This is a genomic window from Allorhizobium sp. NPDC080224, assembly GCF_050281005.1.
GTDB lineage: Bacteria > Pseudomonadota > Alphaproteobacteria > Rhizobiales > Rhizobiaceae > Allorhizobium.
On record NZ_JBNNWJ010000008.1, the window covers coordinates 25,446 to 46,640 of the forward strand.

At 60.9% G+C, this 21,195-nt stretch carries 20 protein-coding genes and 2 pseudogenes; 11 read left to right on the forward strand and 11 right to left on the reverse strand.

Features of this window, described 5'->3' with window-relative positions; genetic code table 11:
• The first annotated feature begins 4 nt into the window (after positions 1-4).
• Genes trbG through trbI form a run of 3 tightly spaced genes read left to right on the forward strand, consistent with a single transcriptional unit; the run spans position 5 to position 2,628 of the window.
• Entirely contained in the window at positions 5-850 is an 846-nt protein-coding gene (trbG, locus tag ACQKP1_RS24180) for a P-type conjugative transfer protein TrbG (protein ID WP_147180886.1), read from the forward strand.
• Positions 850-1,311, forward strand: a complete 462-nt coding sequence (gene trbH, locus ACQKP1_RS24185; RefSeq protein WP_147180885.1) for a conjugal transfer protein TrbH — start codon at positions 850-852, stop codon at positions 1,309-1,311. The genes trbG and trbH overlap by 1 nt, the downstream gene beginning before the upstream one ends.
• A gap of 12 nt (positions 1,312-1,323) precedes the next feature.
• Entirely contained in the window at positions 1,324-2,628 is a 1,305-nt protein-coding gene (trbI, locus tag ACQKP1_RS24190) for an IncP-type conjugal transfer protein TrbI (RefSeq protein ID WP_147180884.1), read from the forward strand.
• 680 nt (positions 2,629-3,308) lie between these two features.
• On the opposite strand, the gene ACQKP1_RS24195 is transcribed toward trbI, so the two are convergent.
• Positions 3,309-3,842, reverse strand: a complete 534-nt coding sequence (locus ACQKP1_RS24195; protein ID WP_427277324.1) for an NUDIX domain-containing protein — start codon at positions 3,840-3,842, stop codon at positions 3,309-3,311.
• 160 nt (positions 3,843-4,002) lie between these two features.
• On the opposite strand from ACQKP1_RS24195, the gene ACQKP1_RS24200 reads away from it, so the two are divergent.
• A complete protein-coding gene (locus ACQKP1_RS24200; protein WP_147180882.1) occupies positions 4,003-5,346 on the forward strand; it encodes an IS1380 family transposase in 1,344 nt (447 codons plus the stop codon).
• 193 nt (positions 5,347-5,539) lie between these two features.
• Positions 5,540-5,899 (forward strand): hypothetical protein, encoded by a 360-nt coding sequence (locus ACQKP1_RS24205; RefSeq protein ID WP_147180881.1) that lies wholly within the window; start codon positions 5,540-5,542, stop codon positions 5,897-5,899.
• 110 nt (positions 5,900-6,009) lie between these two features.
• On the opposite strand, the pseudogene ACQKP1_RS24210 reads toward ACQKP1_RS24205, so the two are convergent.
• The 5 genes and pseudogenes from ACQKP1_RS24210 to ACQKP1_RS24230 form a co-directional block, all read right to left on the reverse strand.
• A pseudogene (locus tag ACQKP1_RS24210) lies at positions 6,010-6,754 on the reverse strand (IS1595 family transposase); the annotation flags it as partial.
• A 72-nt stretch (positions 6,755-6,826) separates the two neighbouring features.
• A pseudogene (locus tag ACQKP1_RS24215) lies at positions 6,827-7,231 on the reverse strand (recombinase family protein); the annotation flags it as partial.
• A gap of 141 nt (positions 7,232-7,372) precedes the next feature.
• Positions 7,373-8,923, reverse strand: a complete 1,551-nt coding sequence (locus ACQKP1_RS24220; protein WP_210245758.1) for a DHA2 family efflux MFS transporter permease subunit — start codon at positions 8,921-8,923, stop codon at positions 7,373-7,375.
• Positions 8,910-10,070 carry an HlyD family secretion protein gene (locus ACQKP1_RS24225; RefSeq protein WP_147180879.1) on the reverse strand — a complete coding sequence of 387 codons (1,161 nt, stop codon included), beginning with the start codon at positions 10,068-10,070 and terminating at the stop codon, positions 8,910-8,912. Before ACQKP1_RS24225 ends, ACQKP1_RS24220 begins: the two co-directional genes overlap by 14 nt.
• Positions 10,063-10,518: a MarR family winged helix-turn-helix transcriptional regulator gene (locus tag ACQKP1_RS24230; protein ID WP_147180878.1), complete on the reverse strand. Its 456-nt coding sequence runs from the start codon at positions 10,516-10,518 to the stop codon at positions 10,063-10,065. The genes ACQKP1_RS24225 and ACQKP1_RS24230 overlap by 8 nt, the downstream gene beginning before the upstream one ends.
• Positions 10,519-10,614: 96 nt before the next feature.
• On the opposite strand from ACQKP1_RS24230, the gene ACQKP1_RS24235 reads away from it, so the two are divergent.
• Positions 10,615-11,073: a universal stress protein gene (locus tag ACQKP1_RS24235; RefSeq protein ID WP_147180877.1), complete on the forward strand. Its 459-nt coding sequence runs from the start codon at positions 10,615-10,617 to the stop codon at positions 11,071-11,073.
• 634 nt (positions 11,074-11,707) lie between these two features.
• On the opposite strand, the gene ACQKP1_RS24240 is transcribed toward ACQKP1_RS24235, so the two are convergent.
• The 5 genes from ACQKP1_RS24240 to ACQKP1_RS24260 form a co-directional block, all read right to left on the reverse strand.
• Entirely contained in the window at positions 11,708-12,157 is a 450-nt protein-coding gene (locus tag ACQKP1_RS24240) for a hypothetical protein (protein WP_174033594.1), read from the reverse strand.
• A gap of 30 nt (positions 12,158-12,187) precedes the next feature.
• Positions 12,188-12,451: a hypothetical protein gene (locus tag ACQKP1_RS24245; protein WP_147180875.1), complete on the reverse strand. Its 264-nt coding sequence runs from the start codon at positions 12,449-12,451 to the stop codon at positions 12,188-12,190.
• Positions 12,452-12,518: 67 nt separating this feature from the next.
• Positions 12,519-13,244 carry an MbeD/MobD family mobilization/exclusion protein gene (locus tag ACQKP1_RS24250; protein ID WP_147180973.1) on the reverse strand — a complete coding sequence of 242 codons (726 nt, stop codon included), beginning with the start codon at positions 13,242-13,244 and terminating at the stop codon, positions 12,519-12,521.
• Between the two features lie 47 nt (positions 13,245-13,291).
• Positions 13,292-13,900: a hypothetical protein gene (locus ACQKP1_RS24255; protein ID WP_147180972.1), complete on the reverse strand. Its 609-nt coding sequence runs from the start codon at positions 13,898-13,900 to the stop codon at positions 13,292-13,294.
• A 74-nt stretch (positions 13,901-13,974) separates the two neighbouring features.
• Complete coding sequence (locus ACQKP1_RS24260) at positions 13,975-14,646, reverse strand: CerR family C-terminal domain-containing protein (RefSeq protein ID WP_147180971.1); 672 nt, start codon at positions 14,644-14,646, stop codon at positions 13,975-13,977.
• 119 nt (positions 14,647-14,765) lie between these two features.
• Here ACQKP1_RS24260 and ACQKP1_RS24265 point away from each other — a divergent pair, with 119 nt between their 5' ends.
• The 5 genes from ACQKP1_RS24265 (at position 14,766) to ACQKP1_RS24285 (ending at position 21,104) form a co-directional block, all read left to right on the forward strand.
• Complete coding sequence (locus ACQKP1_RS24265; RefSeq protein WP_170253461.1) at positions 14,766-15,371, forward strand: TetR/AcrR family transcriptional regulator; 606 nt, start codon at positions 14,766-14,768, stop codon at positions 15,369-15,371.
• Between the two features lies 1 nt (position 15,372).
• Positions 15,373-16,452: an efflux RND transporter periplasmic adaptor subunit gene (locus ACQKP1_RS24270; protein ID WP_147180969.1), complete on the forward strand. Its 1,080-nt coding sequence runs from the start codon at positions 15,373-15,375 to the stop codon at positions 16,450-16,452.
• Complete coding sequence (locus ACQKP1_RS24275) at positions 16,449-19,730, forward strand: efflux RND transporter permease subunit (RefSeq protein ID WP_147180968.1); 3,282 nt, start codon at positions 16,449-16,451, stop codon at positions 19,728-19,730. Before ACQKP1_RS24270 ends, ACQKP1_RS24275 begins: the two co-directional genes overlap by 4 nt.
• A gap of 394 nt (positions 19,731-20,124) precedes the next feature.
• The gene (locus tag ACQKP1_RS24280) at positions 20,125-21,021 is read left to right on the forward strand and encodes an IS5 family transposase (RefSeq protein ID WP_427277325.1); all 897 of its coding nucleotides are present in this window, start codon (positions 20,125-20,127) and stop codon (positions 21,019-21,021) included.
• Complete coding sequence (locus ACQKP1_RS24285) at positions 20,964-21,104, forward strand: transposase (protein ID WP_427277357.1); 141 nt, start codon at positions 20,964-20,966, stop codon at positions 21,102-21,104. The genes ACQKP1_RS24280 and ACQKP1_RS24285 overlap by 58 nt, the downstream gene beginning before the upstream one ends.
• Positions 21,105-21,195 lie beyond the last annotated feature (91 nt).

The window sequence follows — 21,195 nt, forward strand, 5'->3', positions numbered from 1 at the left end:
CGACATGAATACGAGCATACTACCCTACCGCGCCAAGTTGGTCCTTACCTTGGCATGCAGCTTGATCGCAGGAACCGCTCTCGCATCGCATGCGTGGGCTCAAGATGTTTCCGCAAACGAACGAAAGGGCATCGACATCTCCGGCAAGTGGCGCGGCACCCGCGGCCTGGTGACCAGGGGCGATGACGGCAAGGTCGTCTTCCTCTATGGCGAGGTGCAGCCTTCCGTCGTCTGCTCGCCGCTGCAGGTCTGCGATATCGAGCTGCAGCCCGGCGAGGTGGTGCGCGACGTGCTCGTCGGCGACACCGTGCGGTGGAAGGTCGAGCCCGCGACTTCCGGGGCCGCCGGCGGGCAGGCGATCCATCTGATCGTCAAGCCGTCCGAGCCGGGCCTTATCACCTCGATGGTGGTGACGACCTCGCGACGCACCTATCATATCCAGCTCAAATCCCATCCCACCCAATATATGGCGCGCGTCGGCTTTGAATATCCGGAGGATGTGTCAGCCAAGCTCGCCGACATCAACGCCAGGCTAGAGGCAAGCACGATCCCGGGCGCCAACGTGACCGCCGAGCAGCTCAGTTTCTCCTACGCGATCTCCGGCCGCGCCGGCTGGCGGCCGACACGCGTCTATAGCGACGGCCAGAAGACCTACATCCAGTTCCCACGCACGATCTCGGGCCAGGATGCGCCGGTGCTGTTCGTCGTTTCCGGTGGCCAGAACCGGATCGTCAATTACCGCATGAAGAACGACATGATGATCGTCGACTACAATGTCGACCGCGCCGTTCTCGTATCCGGCGTCGGCTGGAAGCAGGAGAAGGTGACGATCAAGCGGGGAGGGCGGTGATGAAAGCTTCAGCCACGCCCATCACACGTCGGCTCGCTACCGCCGGTTTCGTCGTCCTCCTCCTTTCCGGTTGCCAGTCGCTTGAGACCGATGCTCTTGTCGCCAGCAAGGCGCCGCCGGAGATATCCGGTGCGGCCGCAGGCGCGGTCGCCGGCGACATGGTCAGCCGTCTCGCCGAGCAGATCGGGCCCGGCAAGGCGACGATAGCCCTCAAACCCGATGCCTCTCCCTACGGCCAAGCGCTCGAGGCCGCCCTCAAGGGGTGGGGCTATGCCGTCGTGACAGACCAGAAGACAGATGGCGGCAAGAGCGTCATCCCGCTCGCCTATATGGTCATGCCGTTCGAGGGGCAGGTGCTGGCCCGACTGTCGACCAGCACTGTCGAACTCGGACGCGCCTACACTGTGACCGCGAGTGGCGCGACGCCGGCAAGCGCGCTCTCGCTGCTCAAGCGCGGGTGAGGGGAGAAAACGATGATACAATCTCTCAAGCTTGGCGGGGCCACGAACGAGGAGGCCCAATCCGGCATGCGCCGGATCAACCGCCTGCCGATCATCATCGTGATCGTGCTGGTGATCGCCTTTCTCGGGGTGATCTTTTACGGGCTCACCTCACGCGGGCTCTTTTTCAAACAGGACCCCGGCCTGGAAACCAACACCGGAACGCCTGCCTCGACTTTCGCCGATCAGATCAAGCGCGGTATCAGCGATGGCATTATTGGCGACACCGAGCAGCGGGTTGCGTTCCAGCCGACGCCGGTCGAGAAAAAAGAAGACAAGGCACCGAATCCCTTTACGGCGCAGCCGGCAAGGGAGGAACAAAAAACGCAGGTACTGGAGCCAGATACGGTTTGGCGTGCGCGTCTGCAGCGTGAGCAACAAGAGCAATATCTGCGCGAGCGGCAGCGCCAGAGAATGGCGCGGCTGCAGGCCAACGACGCGGCCTATGACGCGCCGCTTGCCATCGACCGCAGCAAACTGGAGGCGAGCGCCAAAACCAGCGACCAAACGCCGGCTGATACGTCCACGGCATCGCCAACGGCAACCGCAACGATGCCGGACCTTTATGCCGCGGCTCTGCGGGCAGGGCTCGCGGAGCAGAATGTCGACCAGAATGGCCAGAAGTCCAAGGAGGATTTCTTCAACGCCGATCTCAAGGACCTGGGATATCTGCCGAACCGCGTCGTGCCGCAGCAGTCCCTCTATGAGCTGAAGCGCGGTTCGGTCATCCCGGCGACGATGATAACCGGCATCAATTCGGACCTTCCCGGGCGTATTACCGCTCAAGTCGGCCAGAACGTCTATGATAGCGCCACGGGCCACCGGCTTCTGATCCCGCAAGGGGCGAAACTATTCGGCCGCTATGACAGCAAGGTGTCGTTCGGGCAAAGCCGCGTTCTCGTTGTCTGGACGGACCTCATTTTCCCGAACGGCTCAACGCTCCAGATCGGCGGCATGGCCGGCACCGATGCTCAGGGCTATGCCGGATTCCACGACAAGGTGAACAACCACTATTGGAGAACGTTCGGCTCGGCCGCACTGATCGCGCTGATCGGGACCGGGATCGATGCGTCGCTGCCGGAAAGCTCGACGCTCGCCACGCAGGAGACGGCTTCTGATGCGGCAAGGCGGAATTTCGCGGAGAGCTTCGGCCGCGTCGCCGAGCAAACCATCAGCCGGAATCTCAACGTCCAGCCGACGCTTGAAATGAGGCCGGGATATAAGTTCAACGTCCTCGTGGATCAGGACATCGTGTTTCCAGGGGCGTACCGAAACTAGGCAACTGACAGCAAGCAATGCGATCGTCAAGGCGACCTATACCGTCGTCGATCGCTCCTACAAGACCAATGCGAAGGAGCCGGAATGTACCCAGCTATTCGAGGCTGTACCTTCTCGCGTGCCAATGATGCTGCATCGCGAGACGAAGGCGTCCCAGGATCGAAGGCACGCAGGTCACGAGTGTCGCCGGTGCTGCCGGCGAGGAGATCCATCCCGACCAATATGGCCGGTCGACTAACTGGCCTGCTTTGCTGCGTTCTTCCACTCGTCCGCGAACTTCGCCGGCCTGGACCTGGACCGGCCGGACCGGTTCTACTGGGGCGCCCCTCAATGGTCTCGTCGGCCGCCCCGTCGAGCGGCGGCGGAAGGCGAGGGGGATGTTCTATCCGGTCACGGAGGCGCTGAAGGTGGAGCGGGACAGATGCCGCTATGCAGCGGGTGTCGTTTCGGACACAGGTGGTTTGCGCAGCGACGAGAGGCGGTATGCTTCAGGGCCCGTCCTGGCGGTTTATACTTCGTATAGACAAACAAGTCCGTCGAACATGTAGGGCGCTTCGCCCTCGGACTTCTGGATAATGCAGGAGAAGAAAGGGGCGAAGCGATTGGCAGAAAGTCATAGACCGAAGTGCCCGGCCATTGGCCGTATATTGCGTCGAAACAGGAGCAGTCCAAAATCGTTCCTACAGGTCTCGCCCGGCGTGCTCTTCATAGAGCGGATGGGTCCTCACCGAAGCGATGATCCGGCTGAGTTCGCGGTTCGCCACTTCACGGGCAGCGCCCGTCAGCGGAACCCATTTTATTTGCCTCTCATTATTCTCCGGAAAATAGGGCGCGATCGTTTGGACAAACAGGAGATGGACGGAGACGCTATACCGCAACAGGCGTCCTTCCTTGTAATACGAGAACTGGCCTATCGCCGGTTCTAAAGTGACGCCCTTTGCGCCCGCCTCTTCAAAAGCTTCGCGTTCGGCAGCCTGCCGAAGACTCTCGCCGAGTTCGACATGTCCCTTCGGAATGCCCCAGGTACCATTGGTGCGGCTGGCAACAAGGGCGATTTCGTCCTCGTCTGGTCGATCTCCCATGCGCAAACAGATTGCCCCGGCTTGTGCAATTGCCAGCGGCGACCCCTGTTCGATCCCTGTGCTACCAACGCTATACGCAGCTCTCATCGTTGCTTCCACGCTGTATTGAAAGGCGCCCGGAGACGTTGCCACTCTCCCGGTTATCTGCGATCTTGTTTATGACAGTTTAGCCCGTCTTATGCACGATGACAGGTCTGAAGGGTTGGCGGATGTAGCTTAAGCGATTGATTTGGCGTAGGATTCGGTTGTCTGAGCCACTCCTTTCGACCACATCTCGCGAGCCACACCCGCCATGACCGACGATATGTTGCTGCCGTTCTCATTTCCAGCCGTTGGACGCAAGAAGATCCGAGCCGCGTTCGACGGCGGACGCATCAGCTCGGATGGTGGCGTCATGTTGTTGGCGGCGGCCGAGCGGCGCCTACAGCTGGCCGACCGGCTTGCCGCGGCGATCCACGATCCGCGTGATCCACAGCGGGTGACGCATGCGATGGCCGATATCCTGCGTGCCCGCATCTTCGCCATCGCCTGTGGCTATGAAGATGCCAATGATCTCGACCGACTGCGCACCGATCCGGCCTTCAAGCTCGCCTGCGGGCGGCTGCCCGACAGTGGAACGGACCTGTGCTCGCAGCCGACCTGCTCGCGATTGGAGAACCTGCCGGACCTCAGGACCGTCATCCGCCTGGGCGGGGTGCTGGTCGATCTGTGGCTATCGAGCTATGCTTCGCCGCCCAAAAGCATCACGCTCGACATCGACGACACGCTCGACGTCGTGCACGGCCATCAGCAGCTCTCGCTCTTCAACGCTCATTACGACGAGCGCTGCTTCCTGCCGATCCACATCTACGACGCCGCCACCGGCCGCCCCGTCGCCATGATCCTGCGTCCGGGAAAGACGCCGACGGGCAAGGAGATCCGCGGCCATCTGCGTCGCCTTGTCCGGCGCATCCGCGCCCGCTGGCCGACCACCGGCATCCTGATCCGCGGCGACGGCCACTATGGCCGGGCCGAAGTCATGCAATGGTGCGAGGGCAACGGCGTCGACTACGTCTTCGGGCTCGCCGGCAATACGGTTTTGAGGCGGCTCGTCGATGAAACCGCCGATGACATCCGCACCCGCCGCGCGCTCGAACACAAGCCGGCGCTGCGCGGCTATACCGAAACCCAATACAAGGCGAAATCCTGGAAGGCGAAACGCCACGTGTGCGCCCGCATCGAGGCCACGACGATGGGCCTCGACATCCGCTTCGTCGTCACCAACCTCGCCAACGGCTCGGCCGAGCACATCTACGACGTGGTCTACTGCGCCCGCGGCCAGGCCGAAAATCTGATCAAGATGCACAAGAGCCAGCTCGCCTCCGACCGCACCTCCTGCCGATCACCGATCGCCAATCAGGTTCGTCTCGTCCTGCATACCGCCGCTTATTGGCTCATGCTCACGCTGCGCGACGCAGTGCCGAAAACACATCAGCTCAGCAAAGCCGAGTTCGCCACTTTGCGCCTCAGGCTCCTCAAGCTCGGCGCCCGCGTCAGCGAAACCGTCTCGCGCATCCGGCTGGCCTTCGCCGCCGCCTGTCCCGAAGCCAGCTTGTTCCGCGCAATCGCCATCGCCCTGCAGCCGGCACCACCATGAGCGCCGGGGCAGTGAAGCCCCGCTGAGCCCGACACCTTGACCCTCCAGCGCGTTCAACAAGTCCAGCCCAAGCCGCGGTGAAATAGACGCCGCAACCATCTGCGCCGCCGCAATGCGCGCCATCCGCCCAATCACCCTCATGAATAGGACGGGTTAGTGACTATCCTTCCAGAGGAAAAGAAGGTGGAATCCGATGAGTGAAAAACGCAAGAAGATCTACCACGCTCTCGTTGATGGGGCGACGGAAGGGCTATCCGACAAGGCGCTGTATGAGTTTGTCGTTCAACGCTGCCGGAAGGCGTCGAGCAAGAAGATTGTTCGCGCGGCCATGCTGGCTTTGACCGATCCGGATGTGACCGATCGTCATGTACTGAACACAATCTTCGCCCTTGCGATCAAGCACCGCATCGACGAAATCGGTCGCGGCGATTTGGAACAGGACGATGGAGAAAACGAACATCCTGGACCTGTTCCGTCGCGGAAGCGTGTGAAGAAAGAACCAGATGCATCAGTGCTTGCATCGCCGGCCGCGCCTAACCTAACCGCCGCGTAGGCGAATTCGCAGCTCTGGTCGATGGGCTCGCCAATTCGCAGAAAGCTGATGGGCATCATCACTGGTCCGTGATGACGTTCATGGTCGCTCGACCTTAGCGTACGAGGCCTTTATCGACCCAATGCAGCGACGGCCGATTTGATGGTGATGCCGCCATCTGCGCATCTGGCGTCCGGTGGCGAAACGGAAGACCTGCATCAATTGCAGTGCCGGCGGCACACGCGACCAAATGGTCTTGATGGCTTGGCGACCACTGCGGGTCTTGCGAACAGCCTGACCATCAACGACACGCTGGGACCAGCGAAAGCCCATCTCGTGGAAATAGAGATCGACGTGCTGCGGACTGATGTGATGAAACACGCCGGCGATGGTGCGGCGGATCCGGGAATTGAAGCCTTCCACCGAATTGACGTGAACCGCATCGCGAACATACTCGCGACTGGAATGGTTCACCGTCTCATGATCTGCAAAGCTTTCACCGATCGCCATGAATGCCTTCGCTTCATCGCTCATCAATCGCGCATCCGGGTCGATCTGCGCTTCGATAGCACGCTCTGCCGCCCGCAATGAGAGACCGGTGACGACCGCGGCGCGCGCATCGCCAGCAGGTGTGCCAAGTGCGGCGTCCGCCGGTCGTTGCACCATCCCGAGGACCGGCGTTGTATCCGTGTTTGCCTGACCTTTGCGGCCGCGTCCCGGCGGCGGTTCATCTGGCCGCTTTCTCGGCCTGCCGCCGCGATGGAAGTGGTCGATCTCCACTGTGCCGGCCAACATGGTCTCCCGCGCCCCCATAAGCCGCAACGCATGACCTATCCGCCAGGCGGTCGGTCGGCTCACCCCAAGGATCTCCGCCAACGTACCGAGGAGTTGATAAAGGTCGCGTACGATTTTGCGCGGATCTTGTTCCGACCCCTTGCGACCGCGCCGGCGTGCCGCCGCCAGACCAGCGTTGACCCGCTCCGTGATCAGCACTCTCTCGTATTCGGCAAGCGTACCAAACAGGTTGAACAGGAATGCGCCGTGCGAATTCGTCGTATCGATTGCTTCCGTCAACGAGCGGAAGGCGACCCCGCGTGTCTTCAGATCCTCAACGATCCGAATCAGGTGGGAGAGTGACCGGTCCAGACGGTCGAGCTTCCAAACAACCAGCACGTCACCTTCGCACAATTCTGCAAGGCAAGCCTTCAGCCCCGGCCGATCGTCGCGTGCGCCCGAAGCGCGATCTTGATGCAGGTGACGCTGATCGACCCCGGCCGCGAGCAGGGCATCGCGCTGCAAGGCAACCGACTGCCGCTCATCACTGCTCGATACCCGCATGTAGCCAATCAACATGCACGACAAACCTCAAATTGGGATTTGCCGCACAGTCTCACATTCCGACAGCGTTTGTCGCGTAAAAAGTCGCCGGCTCTTCCTATCGATTTCCACCAGCCGAACCGCTACGCGGAAATCATCTGTTTTCCGTTGTGGGACCTATGACGCAGGCGATCTGGCGCGCCACATGAACCAGGTAGGTAACAATGCGAGAAGGAATATCCCGAAAACAACAAGGAAGCCGTCCTGGAATGCGGCATTCGTTGCCTGAGCCACCACGCTCTGCCCCAGAAAAGAGGCCGCAGTAGGCAAGAGCTGGTTCTCCGGCAGCCCGGATGCCCGCACCAGACCGGCCACCTCGCGAAGAAACTCCATGGTGGTAGAATTGTCGCTGGTCTGCGTCGCTGCGAACGCATCCGCGTGCATGATCGTTCGCCGCTCGATAAACACTGTCAGCAGGTTCACACCGAAGGCGCCACCGAGCTGCCGGATGAAGTTCACCGCCCCCGATCCCTGCCCGAGAAGATGGCGCGGCAGGACTTTCAGCGAACCGGACGAGATCGCCGGGAACACAAGGCCCAATCCGACGCGCGAGATTACAGTCCACCATGCCAGGGTCCAGAAGGCTGTGTTCACATCCGATGCGGACATGAGCCACGAGGACCAGGCAAAGATTGCCATACCGACAGCGATCATGATCGCAGGCGCCATCCTGTCGGACAAACGGCCAGCAATCGGGAAGACAAAGAGCATGGCAAACCCTGACGGCATCAGCAGAAGGCCGGCCTGGGTCGGGGTCATTCCTTGTATTTGCTGCACGAAAACCGGCAGGAGGTATGTCGAGCCGAAGAGGCCGGCTCCCATGATGAAGGAGACAAGGGAGGCGGAGGAAAAGGCGAAATTGGCGAAGAGCCGCATGTCCAGCATGGGCTTTTTCGTGTGCATTTCCCATCCGATGAAAGCCAAAGCGGCCACTATCGAAACGACGAACCCAAGCAAAATCGTATTGGAATCCCATCCCAGACGCTGCGCGCTCGACAGCGTGCTCAGCAGGACAGCGAGAAAGACGGAGAGGATGGCAACTCCAACGAAATCGAACGCCGGCAAGGGGCCTTTTTCCTCCCGGCCGGGAAGAAAGAGGTTCGAAAGAAGTATGGCAATGCCCGCAAAGGGCAGGCCCAGATAAAAGACGAACCGCCAGTTGAACGCGTCCATAAGCACGCCGCCGATCCAAGGTCCGAGCGCCGGGGCAAGAACGACGCCCACGCCGTAAATTCCCATTGCGGCTCCGCGTTTGTCGGGCGGGAAAACCTTGAACAGCATGATCATCGCCAGGGGCTGCACGATGCCGGCCGCCGCGCCCTGCACGACGCGTGCAAGGGTTAGGATCGTTTCATTCGGCGCAAATCCCCCGACAACCGAACCGAAAAGAAAGATCGCCATCGACACGTTCATGGTCAGCCGCATGCCAAACGCACGATCCGCCCAATCCGCAAGGAGCATCGTCGCCGTCATGGCTGCCAGAAAGCCGGTCGAAATCCATTGCGCCTGAACCGAGCTGATCCCGAATGCACCCATGACAGCAGGAATAGCGACATTCACGATCGTGGTGGACAGCACCACGGAAATGGTCGCAACCATGATCGTCCCGGTCGCATACCATTTGTAGGCAGGGCCGTGGTGCTCGAAATAGCGGTCAATCTGCGACATCGACATAGACTTCGACCATCATGCCGGGACGCAGTTGCACCCCGTCGGGATTGATGGAGATCCGGAGCGGCAGGCGCTGGGTGACTTTTGTGAAGTTACCCGAGGGATTGGGGCTTGGCAGAAGCGCGAGTTGGCTGGTCGCTGCGCCGCCCATTGCGGTCACCTCACCTGCGAATTCCCGGCCAGGGAAGGCATCGACGGTAATGCGGGCCTTCGACCCCATCTGGATGCTGCCGAAACTGGTCTCCTTAACGTTGGCATCGATCCATACCTCATCAGGGGCGTGATACATGACCAGCCGCGTTCCCGGTGTCACATATTCGCCGACATCAACGAAAGTGGCATCGACAATACCGGGGAAGGCCGCGCTGATCGTGCGGTTTGCAAGGTCGATCTCCTTGAGACTGCGCTCCGCCTCAGTTCCTGTCCGTCCGGCCAGTACCGAAGCGACCTGGGAGTCCAACACATCCATCTGCGCTGCGTCCGCCTCAACAATGGCCAGATCGGCTCTTGCGCTCTCGATCGCGGCGGCGGCCGCACGTTCCTGTTGCACGGCTGCGTCAAGCGTCGCACGGGCATCTTCGAGATTTTGCTGCGAGGAGACGTTTTGACCAGCCAGTTTGGTCACCCGGTCGTGTCGACTCTGTGCGTTCCTGAAAGCGGCCAATGCTGCTTCATGGTTCGCATTGGCAGCCGCAATGCTGGCTGCCGCGGCTTCACGACGTGCAGCAAGTTGCTTCTCAAGCATCATCTTGCGCGTTCTAATCTCAGCCAGTTGTGCGTCTGTTGCATCAAGCTTCGAAAGAACCGCCGAAAGCTGGGGTTCGGAGGACTCCCGATCGATGGTGGCGAGCATATCGCCCGCGTTGACAGAATCGCCGACAACGACCGGTAAGGCCGTCACACGTCCGGCGACCTCGCTTGATACCGTCACGATGTTGGCCGCGATCCGGGCGTCATCGATGTGGATTTGCGTGAACCGCGCCCGTAGCCAAGGTGCGCTCAACCAGATGGTGCCTCCGACCAGAACCCCGATAATAAGCAGTTTGAGCCATTTCACCCGGCTGCGCCTGGGTGGGGAGAAATCTTCTGCCCTTTCGGAGGGAGTATTGCCAATATTAGGACTATTCGCCTTCATATTATCCATTCTGGTCACTTCTCAACAGTTCAAGCCGGGTCTCGATCTGGCTCAGGACCCGTGTGGCGGTTCGCAGGTCGTCGGGTGACACTTCCGCGAGGAGTTCAGCCCGGCTGGCAGCTGCAATCTTCTTCATTTTGTCGATCAGTGGCTTGGTGCCGTCGGTCAGGTGAAGCCTCTTGGCCCGTCGGTCGTCTTCACACGGATGTCGCTCCACAAGGCCGTCGGCCTCCAGCCTGTCCAGCAGACGCACCAAGGTGGCCCCTTCGATCCCGAGCGAATGAGCCAATTCAATCTGCGTCACATCCTGACGTCTGGAGAGTTCAAAAAGCACTCTCCAGCGAGCCTGTGACAAGCCGAGTTCACGAAACTGTAGATCGACATGCCTCGTCCACTGGCGCAACACCGTCGCCAGTGAACGGGTGAAGGACTCATTCAGATCCGGGGCACCAGCCATCGATCCTCACTACAAGGTAGCTTGAAAATAACTAGTCACCTAATTAATGTAGAGCAAATTATCTGGCAAGCACCATTTCGAGGACAGGAGTCGCCGATGTACACAAACATCCTCCTCTGCTACGACGGATCACGCGAAGGACGGTTGGCACTCCGTGAAGGGGCGCGTTTGGCCCAAATCACGGGCGCCGGGGTGACCCTTTTGGCTGTCGTTGAAACCGTATCGGGAAATGCGTTGGCGCAGGCGGCCGATGCCAGCGTGTTGAGCTATCAGCAAGATGAATTGCGGTCGATCCTGGACGAGGGGCGACAAAGGCTCACAGCCATGGGACTAGCCCCCCGCATTCGGATGCAGTTTGGCGATCCTGTGGCCAGCATCAGTAAGGTGGCCGCTGAGACAGGGGCGGATCTCGTCGTTGTCGGACACCACCGTCACGGGTTCTGGACTCGTTGGCTGAGCCGGTCCGTTGCTGCCGAGCTGAGCGACAGCCTTGGATGCAGCCTGCTGTTGGCGCAAAAGGTCGTGGAGGATAAGGACCTTTTTCCAAAGACCTAAGGGCTTTGAACCCAGCGCATCGCTTCCGTAACAGTATGTCCAGACCACTGCCGTGTCTGCTACTTGCACGAATTTGCCGACCATCAATCGCTTCAATCCAAGCGCTTTCGATGTCCCCTAGCGGGTACTATTGCAGAAATGCCCACGGAACCTCAACAACGCGCGCGAGAGCAGCGCGGTCTTCGGATGATTGCTTTGTCGTCGATCTGCGGTATCGAACTATTCCAGTGGCTTGCCGCCGCTTGCTCTTCATCGATGGGGTGATAACCTCTCCCAAACCGTTCATTCAGGACGATGTGCAGGGTCGATGGCCATAGCCGGCGGGACGAATTGCGCGGGGCTGGATGAGAGTCCCTGTCATCGTCCCTGGTGTTGCAATATGAGGATGAGCAGCGGCCCTCCGAGCAGGGCGGCGAGAAGGATGACTGGTATTGCAATTTGCATCGCAAGCCGGGACCATTTTTTCAGCATTGTCCGGCTCCGGAAAAGCCCGGACACTCTGACGCGGGATGTCCAGCTTCCCGGCCGCCTCAAGGCCACTCCTGGCGTGTCCGGGACACCGGTGAATGTGTTGCGAATCCAGGCCACAACGGCCCCATGCCGCGATATGTGAGACGTGCGCGCATCTGCCCGATCAGGCCTTACGAGATGAAAGCAGCCGGCGCAGGGCCGACAGGATGCCGATGCCGAGCGAAAGGCTGCTGCCGAGGTTCTCGATACGGTGGCCCGCGGCAGTGGCCATCTGCACCATGCCTTGCGTTTCCGCCGCGATTGTTTCCAATGCTGCCGCCTCCATGTCCTCGAGCGCCTGCAATTCCGGCGAACGCGGTTCTCGCAACGAGTAGGCGAGGAGGATCAGCGCTGCGACGAGATAAATTCCGGCGATTGCCATCGCAGCACCGAGGTCGCCGAGCGGAACCCTGATCGCGAGGAACAGGGCATAGGTCGCAAGCCCGGCGGTAACGACGAAGGCAGCAACCGCGAGCGCGCCGGCGATGGCGCGCCGGATGATTTGCCTGAGAAGAACCTGGCGGCGCAGCAGCGCCACGCGGCCGTAGAGTTTTGCGGAACTGAGAGTGGACATGGTTGACCTTTCGGGCGAGGCGGAAAACGGCTAGCGGAAACGGCGGCTGATGACGACGCCGGCGGCAAGGCCGACACCGAGCGCGACAAGCGCTGTCAGCCGGGGAAACCTGTCCAGTTCACCGGCAAACTCATCGACAGTTTCGTTCACCAGCTTCAGCAAGGTTTCGACGTCGTGCGGTTCCGTGACATTGCCTGCCGGCGGCTCATCTTCGCTTCTGTCGTCGGACGGTACCTTGCGGGCATGGGCTTCGATTTCCGAGCGCAAAGCCAGGATTTCGCTCATCAGGTTCATTCGCCTTCTCCTTGAATCTGCGCCGGAGGCGGGATTGGGGCGGACCGTCGCCTCCGGCGCATAGGGACTACTTCGTCGCGTCCCTTATGGATTTGCGGATCGAGGCATAGGTGTCGAGGAAGACTTTTTGCGTATCCGCATAGCCCTGCTTCGTCTTCTCCCATGCCTCGGCGGAAGCATCCTGGAGGCGTGCGATGCGGGCGCTCGCCTCGTCCACTTGGGCGTTCAGGGCAGCGATACGGGCATCGATCGAAGCCCGCTGATCGGCAGCGAGTTTTTCCGCATCGGCGCGCAGTTCGTCGAGCGCTGTCTGCCAAGCCTTCCGGCGCGCCTCCAATTCGGCTTCCAATACCGCCCGGCGGGTCGCGAGATCCGCCTTGGCCGTTTCGAGATATTCGTCGCGCGTGGTCTGGAATGCGACCCAGTTGTCGTCGAGCGACTTGCGCGCCTCGGCCACCTGCGCGTCCGTCCAGGTCCTGGCGTTGGCCACGGACTCCTCGGCCTGGATCCTGTAGGCGTCGCGCCGGTCGCGAAGCGTCTTCAGCGCCTCCTCGGCCCTTGTACGAGCCACGTCCTGAAGTTTTGCGGCTTCCTTCTCGAGGACAGCAATGGTCGCATCAAGCTCGGCAAGCTGATCCTGCGACCATTCCAGTGCTTGCCTGGCAAGCGAGGGGTCGTCCTGAGAGGCAAGAGCAGTCTGCGTGGGGGTCTCCTGCGCGAGGACGGCCGGAGCCGAAAACAGCGCGGTCTGGGCAACGAGGGCCAGACCAGTTGCGGATAAGCGGAGTTTCATGTCGGTTCTCCCTGGTTTTCTGTTGTGGAGATCGCCGATGCGTACGATCAAAGCAGTTTCGAGAAGGCGTCCTTGATCTTCTGGATCGTGCGGTCGTGAACGGCCCGTGCATCCGCAAGCCCCCCCTTGACGGCCTTCCAGGACTCGTCGCCGGCATCCTTGGCCTCACCGATTCTCGCCTGGAATTTTTCCGCTTCGTCCGACAGCCGCTTAATCGCGGCGTCGAACTCCCCGCGCGCCGTATCGACGGCATCTACCGCCTGCTGGCGCAAAGCCGTCAGGGACGCTTCCCAGGACCGCCGCTGGGCTTTTGCCCGAGCAACGACGACCTCACGGACCGTTTCGGCCTGATCCCTCACCGCCGACAGATAGGTCTGGAAGGCGGATTCGACCTCGATCCACTCGGCCTCCAGCGCATCCTGGATATCTTCGACGCTGCCCTTCACCGCTTGCGCTTCAGTGCGCAGATCGTCGTAGATCTTCTGGATTGTGCCGCGGGAAGCCTTGAGCCGGGCGAGCGCGGCATCGGCTTCCTTGCGTGCCGTGTCCTTCAGCGAGTCCGATGTCTTCTCGATTTCGGAAATGATCGCGTCCACATCATCGAGACGCTGTTTTGCCCAGGCGACGGCTTGGTGCGTATGGGATTGATCGCTCATCGGGTGTTTCCTTTTCTGTTCAAAGAGGAGATTGTCTGACTGTTCGGGGCAGGTTCCGTTCACTCCCCGGAGCGTCATTGGGGAAGCCGGACAGCCAGGAAATCACTTCGGCAGAGATCGCGGACCATGTCCTCGATCTGGCCGATGCAGTCGGGTTGCATCCGTTTCCAATCCATGCTGCGCAGCATGATGCCGCGCAGGAACCTGAAGCTGACGATGGCGGTCACGATCGCGCTGATGCGCAGCCTGAGTGCCTCGTCGCCGGGGCTGCGTCCGGAAAAGTCGCTCGCGGCTCGGACTAGGTGCTCCACCAAGGGGGCAATCGCCCGGTCGTAAATCAGTGAGAAGGCCTCGTCATTATCGTAGGTGCAGCGCGCGACGAACGAGGTCCACGAATGCGGCTCGGCATCTTCGAGAATGATGCGCAGAAGATTGGTGAGGGCTTCTTCGAAACGGATGACCTTTTCGGCAGGATCATCGGTTTCCAGGATCGCGCCCGTCTCTTTGAAGCGACTTGCGGCATAATCGGCGATCATCCGTGCCGCCGCGAGATAAAGCTCCTTCTTCCCCCCGAAATGATAGCGAATGGCCGACATGGTCGTGTTCGCTGCCTTGGCCAGGGCGCGCGTGCTGGCACCCTCATAGCCGACGGCGCCGATCACCTCGATCGCCGACGCGATAAGCAGCGAGCGCGTCTTGGCGCTCCTGGCCTCGTGTCCGCTGGATTCGGCTGATTTGACCGTCATGAACCCTACTCCTCATTCATAAATTCAATATAGTTCAATCGAACGAACTTTCAATTGACATGGGTCAAATCCCTCTCTACATCGCTTTAACGAACGTTAAGTTATTTGCGAGGGCAGCCATGCAAGCCACCGACACAAGAACCGCGATCGTCGAGGCTGCCGCCCGTCTCTACGCCGATCTCGGCTACAGCGCCGTTTCCATGCGTGATGTGGCGAGCGAGGTCGGTGTGACTCCGGCCAATCTCTATCACCACTTCAAGGGTAAGGGCGAACTGATCCAGGAAGCACTTGCGCATGTGTTCACGCATAAGGCAGCGTCGTTGGAGGCCCTGCTGGACACCAGCCGGGATGCTGACAAAAGGCTCGAAACCTTTGTCCGCTGGTTCGCGCATCTCCTAGTTGATGACCGAATCTTCTTCCGGCTGCTGATCCGGGAACTGACCGATGGAGACGCCGGGCGTCTGGAATATTTGTCGAAGACGGTTCTCGAACGCCCCTTCGCGCTCGTCCGGTCGCTGGCACGGGCAAGGATTCGCGACGGCGACGACGATTTCCTGGCGGCCGTCTCGATCATCGGAGTCGTGCTGGGGCATGTACAGCTCGGCGCGATCGTCCGGCACCTGCCCGGCGGACGCTCCGATCATCTCGATCCGGATGTGATCATACGCCATGTTCTCGCGGCTCTTCGCGAGAGTTTCAAGACCCCCCCTGCCAAGGACGCCTGAAATGTCCCGTTCCCTCCATACCGCTTCAATCCTTGCGGTGCTGCTTCTGCTATCCGGCTGTGATGACCACGGCGCCGAACAGAATTCAAAGGCAGCAGATCCCGTCGACGCAACCGTCGATACCGTCGAACTGAAAGATATTCCGATCAACTACACCGTTCCCGGTTCCGTGATCTCGGACGGGCGTGTGGAGGTGTCGTCACGTGTTGTCGGATTCATCGAGCAACTCGACGTGCGCGAGGGACAGCGCGTGAAACGGGGCGACCTGCTTGTGCGGATCGATCCGACCGATATCGACGAAGCCATCCGGCAGGCCCGTGCGCTCGTTATCGCCGCCGAAGAAGATCTGAGCGACGCCGAAACGGATGTTCGCAAATACACCGGCCTCGCTGAATCGGGCTCAGTCGCCTCGGAAACCCTGCGCAAGGCCAAGGTCCGGGCGGACATCGCCCGCACCACGCTCGACAGGGCGAAGTCGGCGCTCGCTGCCGCCGAAGCGCAGAAGGACTACGCGACGATTACAAGCCCCGTCGACGGCGTCATCGTTTCCGTGGCCAGGCGAAGTGGAGAGATGGCGACGGCCGGCGCCTCCATTCTAGTTGTCGAATCCCACGAGGTCCTACTGTTCAAGGCCTATCTGTCCGAGCAGAGCTTGGCATCCATCAGCACGGAAACAGCCGTCGCCGTCCGGATCGACGCGCTCGGCGGCCGGGAATTCGCGGGGCGTATCCGCGGGATCGTTCCCTCCGGGGACGACGTGACGCGACGTTATGAGATCAACGCTCTGCTGCCCGACGATGCGGCTCTCGTGCCCGGCATGTTCGGCCGCGCGGATATCCGGCTGGGAACCTATCAGGCCCCGGTCGTTCCCCGGGACTCGATCACGAAGAGGGGCGGTCTGGACGGTGTCTTCGTCGTCGAGAACGGAACGGCGCGGTTCCGATGGCTGCGCACGGGCCGGGAGTTGAACGGCGTCGTCGAGGTTGTGTCCGGCCTGAAGGGCGGGGAGAAGATCGTGGCTGAGGTCGATGGCGGGCTGCCGGACGGCGCCCGGATGAAGACGGCGGATGCCGTCCGATGAGCGCCCCCAATCTTAATATCGCCGGACGTCTAGCCCAGACGTTCATCACCTCGAAGCTGACCATCGTCTTCATCGTCGGCGTGGCCCTGATGGGCGTCATCGCGATCCTGCAGACCCCGCGCGAAGAGAACCCCCAGATCGTCGTGCCGGGCGCGGTGGTCACGGTCACGCTTCCCGGCGCTTCCGCCGCCGAGGTCGAATCCCTGATCGTCACGCCTCTCGAAGGCATTCTTAGCGAACTGCCCGGCGTAGACCATACCGCCGGTATCGCGCAGAATTCCGTCGGCATGGTGCAGGTGCAATTCGAGGTGGGCGAGTCGAAGGAAGAATCCCTCGTCAAGCTCTATGATCGTGTCCTCGCCAGCCGGTCCAGCCTGCCCACCGATGCAGGCACGCCAGTCGTCCGTTCGATCGACGCCGACGACGTTCCGATCCTTGCCGTCACGCTGGCCTCGGCGAACTACGACGACTATGCATTGAAACGGGTCGCGGAACGGATGGCCGAGCGCCTGCGCAGCGCCGAGAACGTTTCGGTCGTCGGCATCAAGGGCGGGCGTGACAGGGAAATCGCCATTGAGCTCGATCCGGATCGCCTTCAGGCCTTCGGCGTGACGCTGAGCCAGGCCTATGCTGCCTTCGAGGCGAGCAACCTGTCGGTTCCGCTTCAACCGACCGTCCGCGACGGCAAGGTCGAGGCCATCAAGCTCTCTGCATCCTTCACTTCGGCCGAGGATGTCCGCAACCAGATCCTCGCTGTACACGAGGGCCGGCCGGTCTATGTCCGCGACGTGGCGACCGTCACGGACGGCCCGGAGACGGAGATTACGCAGTTCAGCCGTTTTTCCTTCGGGCCGGGCGACCCGCGTTTCGCCAGCCCGGATTCGTCCGACATGCCGGCGGTGACCGTCGCCATTGCGAAGAAGAAGGGGGCCAATGCCGTCGTCGTCGCGAATGCGGTCATCGACCGCGTCGAGGAGATGCAGGCCTCCTTCGTGCCGAAGGACGTTCAGGTCGTCGTCACCCGCGACGACGGGGAGAAGGCCAACGATGCCGTGAACCTTTTGATCGAGCATCTCGCCATCGCGCTGGTGACCGTGGCGATCGTGCTGGTCTTCTTCCTCGGCTGGCGTGAGGCGCTGATCGTCACGGTCACCGTGCCGCTGATCTTTTCGATCACGCTGGCGGCCGATCTGCTCGGCGGCGTCACCATCAACCGCGTGACGCTGTTCGCGCTTATTCTGTCGCTGGGCCTGCTCGTGGACGCCGCGATTGTCGTCATCGAGAACATTCACCGCCACTACGGGTCGAAGCGGTCGCGGATGGCCAAGGAAAAGATGACGGTCCTCGCCACCAACGAGATCGGCAACGCCACCAACCTTGCGACCTTCGCCGTCATGCTGGTGTTCAGCGCGCTTTTCCTCGTCTCCGGCATGGCGGGCGACTATTTCTACCCAATCGCCTACAATGTGCCGATCGCCATGCTGGCATCCATCATTGTCGCCTATATCGTCACGCCCTGGGCGGCCAATTGCTGGCTGAGCCGCCATGCCGTGCAGGAGGCCGACGAGCATGAGCAGGAAGTCTCGCACAGCGAGCCCGGCCGGCTGGAAAAGCTCTATCTCCGCCTGATCGCGCCGCTGCAGGAGCATCGTGCCGCCCGCATCGGCTTTGCCGTGCTGATCGCCCTCCTGATGACGGGATCGGTGATGCAGGGCGCCTGGCAGTTCGTGCGCCCGTCGGGCGTGGGCGGCCCGGTTTCGTGGGCGGGCGTCAATATCGGCTTCCTGCCCAAGGACAACAAGAACACCTTCAACATCGTCGTCGCGATGCCCGAGACGACGCCTGTCGAGGAGACCGACAAGTTCGTGCGCGAGATCGGTGCGCTGCTCTCTCAGGACAGGAACGTCGTCAACTACCAGAGCTGGATAGGGCAGGCGGGGGTCGCCGACTTCAACGGCCTGTTCAAGGGAACCACCGAACGCGAAGGCAATCCGGTCGCCGAGATCCGCGTCAACCTGACTGACAAGCACGACCGCAAGGAAAGCTCCATCGACATCGTTCGCGAGCTGCGTCCCAAGGTCGATGAAATCCGCAAGCGCTATCCCGGCGCGGAAGCGGCGCTTGTCGAGGATCCGCCTGGCCCGCCGCTGCGCGCCACAGTACTGGCCGAACTCTACGGTCCAGAACCGGACGGCTTGCGGCAACTGTCCGCGAAAGTCCGCAAGGCCTTCGAGGTGACCTACGACATGGTCGATCTTTCCGATACGGAACCGGAAGATATCCCCGAACACCGGATCGTGCCGGACAAGGAGAAGGCAGCCCTTTCGAAGGTCTCGACCGCACAGATCTCCCAGGCCCTCGCCATCATCTATGGCGGAAACGAACTGAGCCGCGCGCACCTCGCTGACGAGAGGAATCCCGTCCCCGTCAGGGTCTACGTGCCGCGCCGCTACGCGGTGGACCCGGAGCGCCTTGACCGCGTCTTCGTCGACAATACCGACGGCAAGCCTGTCCCTCTGGCGGAATTGGTCAGAGTCGTACCGGCGAACGCAGACAGGCCGATCCAGCACCGCGACAACGAAAGGGTGAGTTTTGTCGGCGGTGAATTGTCGGACTCCGTACCTCTTTATGCGGTCCTCGACCTGCAGAGGCGTCTGGATGCCATTATTGCTCCCGATGGCAAGCCGCTCAGGACCGGCAATCTCGGGTTCCACGAAGATGCCCCCGATACGATCGGCGGCTACCAGTTGCTCTGGGGCGGCGAGATGCGCATGACCCTCGATATTTATCGCGACATGGGTATCGCGCTTGGCGGCGCGCTGCTGCTCGTCTACCTCCTGCTGGTCGCCTACTATCGCTCCTTCATGATCCCGGTGATCGCCATGTCCTCAGTGCCGCTCGGCGTGATTGGCATCTTTCCGGGGCACTGGATTGTTGGCGCGGACTTCTCCGCCACCTCGATGGTCGGCATCATCGCGCTTTCCGGTGTCGTGATCCGCAATTCGTTGCTGATCATCGACTTCATCCAGGACAACCGCAAACACGGCATGCCGCTCGACGTCGCCGTGCGTCAGGCAGGGGCCGTCCGCCTGCGGCCGATCCTGCTCACCACGTTCGCCATCATCCTCGGCTCGGCGATCATGATCACCGATCCGGTCTTTGGCGGTCTTGCGATCTCGCTGATCTTCGGCACTGTCGTCTCCACGGCGTTCACCGTATTCGTCGTGCCGATCCTTTACGAACTCGATGCCAAGCGACGCATTCAACGCGCCGGATAAGAGAGAGACAGGCCCGTTGTGAAAGCTGTATGCCGATAGCTGTCCAGAAGCCATAATCGTGAACAAAGCCTGCTGCCGATCGTTTCATATGCATGCCGGAGAAGGCCTGTCGGCTCGAAGCTGGGATTTTGGCTAAGTTGAAGAACGTCGACGTGGGACCCGTTTCCGGATCACCCGACTGGGGAATTTCCCGGGGGTGACACTCACGGCGGACCGGATGCGCCGGAGGCATTCATGAGCGATATCGGCGGCTTGTTGACGATATCGCTGTGAGGGCGAAACTCGTTGACCGGCCCCCGGTTTCTGCCGAGGCGATGTTGGCGGGCGAGAAATGGCAAAAGGTTAGCTGGCGCCGGGGCACTAATGAGACCTGTGCGCGGATAATCATAGACGTATGGAATCATTGATGATTCAATGCCTTTGTCGATTGATGGAGGTTGCGATGAGCCGTCGTCGTATTGGTCAGGAAGCGTTTGAGTTCGCGCCGGATCGCAAGAACGCTTCGACATTGGATGCGCTTTCGAAGGTGATCGATTGGGCGCTGGCAGATCGGCGTCTTGCGATGATTTCAAGTGCTGCCAAGGGCGAACCCGCTTGGCCGCCACTCGCCCTGTTCAAGGCGATGCTGCTCGCGGTCTGGTACGACCTTTCAGATGTGAAGCTGTCCGAAGCGCTTGATGACAGAAGTTCATTTCGGCGGTTCTGCGGGTTCTCCAGATCGGAGCCGACGCCGGAACGTACGACCTTTGTGCGGTTTCGAAAGGCGCTGGTCGCCCAAGGCCTAGACAAAGTCCTATTTGATGAGATCACAGCACAACTGAAAGCCAAGGCGATCAAGGTGAAGACCGGGACGTTGGTCGATGCGACCATTATTGCCTCAGCCAGTGAAGACGACGCCGACGGTCATTGGGTCAAACATCGCGGAAGAACGGCGGTTCACGGTTACAAGGCGCATGTTGGCGCCGATGCTGATACGGCGCGCGTGGAAGAAATCGCAGTGACACCGGCCAATATCAATGATGGACGCGCCGGCCCTGATGCGCTTCCCGACAATCCCGGTGACGTCTATGCCGATAGCGCCTATCGCGGCGATCACTTCGGCCAGGCGGTGCGAGCCAAAGGTGGAACCCCGCGCATCGTTGCCACCGGAATGTGGGTCCGTGATGAAGCCGAGATACGCGCCTCGAAGCCTATAACCAGCCGATCCACCGCATCCGTGGGCGGATCGAAAAGATATTCGGAACGTGGAAACGATCCTATGGATTGCGCCGGATGCGCTGGAGAGGCATAGCAAAAGCTGCCTTGCAAATCCGAATGACGGCCATCACCTACAACATGAAGCGATGCCTCAACATCGTGGCGGTCGCCCACTGAAGTGCTCAAGCACATGCGACTAACAGGTGAGAATGGCAGGCGGCCTGAAAATCACCTATCGAGCACCGAACAAACGTCCTGATGGATCGGA

Excerpts from the sequence above, each read along its gene's own strand:
- ACQKP1_RS24250 (WP_147180973.1), bottom strand. The coding sequence starts at position 13,244 with ATGAAACTCCGCTTATCCGCAACTGGTCTGGCCCTCGTTGCCCAGACC.
- trbI (WP_147180884.1), top strand. The coding sequence starts at position 1,324 with ATGATACAATCTCTCAAGCTTGGCGGGGCCACGAACGAGGAGGCCCAA.
- ACQKP1_RS24270 (WP_147180969.1), top strand. The coding sequence starts at position 15,373 with ATGTCCCGTTCCCTCCATACCGCTTCAATCCTTGCGGTGCTGCTTCTG.
- trbG (WP_147180886.1), top strand. The coding sequence starts at position 5 with ATGAATACGAGCATACTACCCTACCGCGCCAAGTTGGTCCTTACCTTG.
- ACQKP1_RS24225 (WP_147180879.1), bottom strand. The coding sequence starts at position 10,070 with ATGGATAATATGAAGGCGAATAGTCCTAATATTGGCAATACTCCCTCC.
- ACQKP1_RS24240 (WP_174033594.1), bottom strand. The coding sequence starts at position 12,157 with ATGTCCACTCTCAGTTCCGCAAAACTCTACGGCCGCGTGGCGCTGCTG.
- ACQKP1_RS24260 (WP_147180971.1), bottom strand. The coding sequence starts at position 14,646 with ATGACGGTCAAATCAGCCGAATCCAGCGGACACGAGGCCAGGAGCGCC.
- ACQKP1_RS24280 (WP_427277325.1), top strand. The coding sequence starts at position 20,125 with ATGGAATCATTGATGATTCAATGCCTTTGTCGATTGATGGAGGTTGCG.
- ACQKP1_RS24235 (WP_147180877.1), top strand. The coding sequence starts at position 10,615 with ATGTACACAAACATCCTCCTCTGCTACGACGGATCACGCGAAGGACGG.
- ACQKP1_RS24230 (WP_147180878.1), bottom strand. The coding sequence starts at position 10,518 with ATGGCTGGTGCCCCGGATCTGAATGAGTCCTTCACCCGTTCACTGGCG.
- ACQKP1_RS24265 (WP_170253461.1), top strand. The coding sequence starts at position 14,766 with ATGCAAGCCACCGACACAAGAACCGCGATCGTCGAGGCTGCCGCCCGT.
- trbH (WP_147180885.1), top strand. The coding sequence starts at position 850 with ATGAAAGCTTCAGCCACGCCCATCACACGTCGGCTCGCTACCGCCGGT.
- ACQKP1_RS24200 (WP_147180882.1), top strand. The coding sequence starts at position 4,003 with ATGACCGACGATATGTTGCTGCCGTTCTCATTTCCAGCCGTTGGACGC.
- ACQKP1_RS24245 (WP_147180875.1), bottom strand. The coding sequence starts at position 12,451 with ATGAACCTGATGAGCGAAATCCTGGCTTTGCGCTCGGAAATCGAAGCC.
- ACQKP1_RS24255 (WP_147180972.1), bottom strand. The coding sequence starts at position 13,900 with ATGAGCGATCAATCCCATACGCACCAAGCCGTCGCCTGGGCAAAACAG.
- ACQKP1_RS24220 (WP_210245758.1), bottom strand. The coding sequence starts at position 8,923 with ATGTCGCAGATTGACCGCTATTTCGAGCACCACGGCCCTGCCTACAAA.
- ACQKP1_RS24275 (WP_147180968.1), top strand. The coding sequence starts at position 16,449 with ATGAGCGCCCCCAATCTTAATATCGCCGGACGTCTAGCCCAGACGTTC.
- ACQKP1_RS24205 (WP_147180881.1), top strand. The coding sequence starts at position 5,540 with ATGAGTGAAAAACGCAAGAAGATCTACCACGCTCTCGTTGATGGGGCG.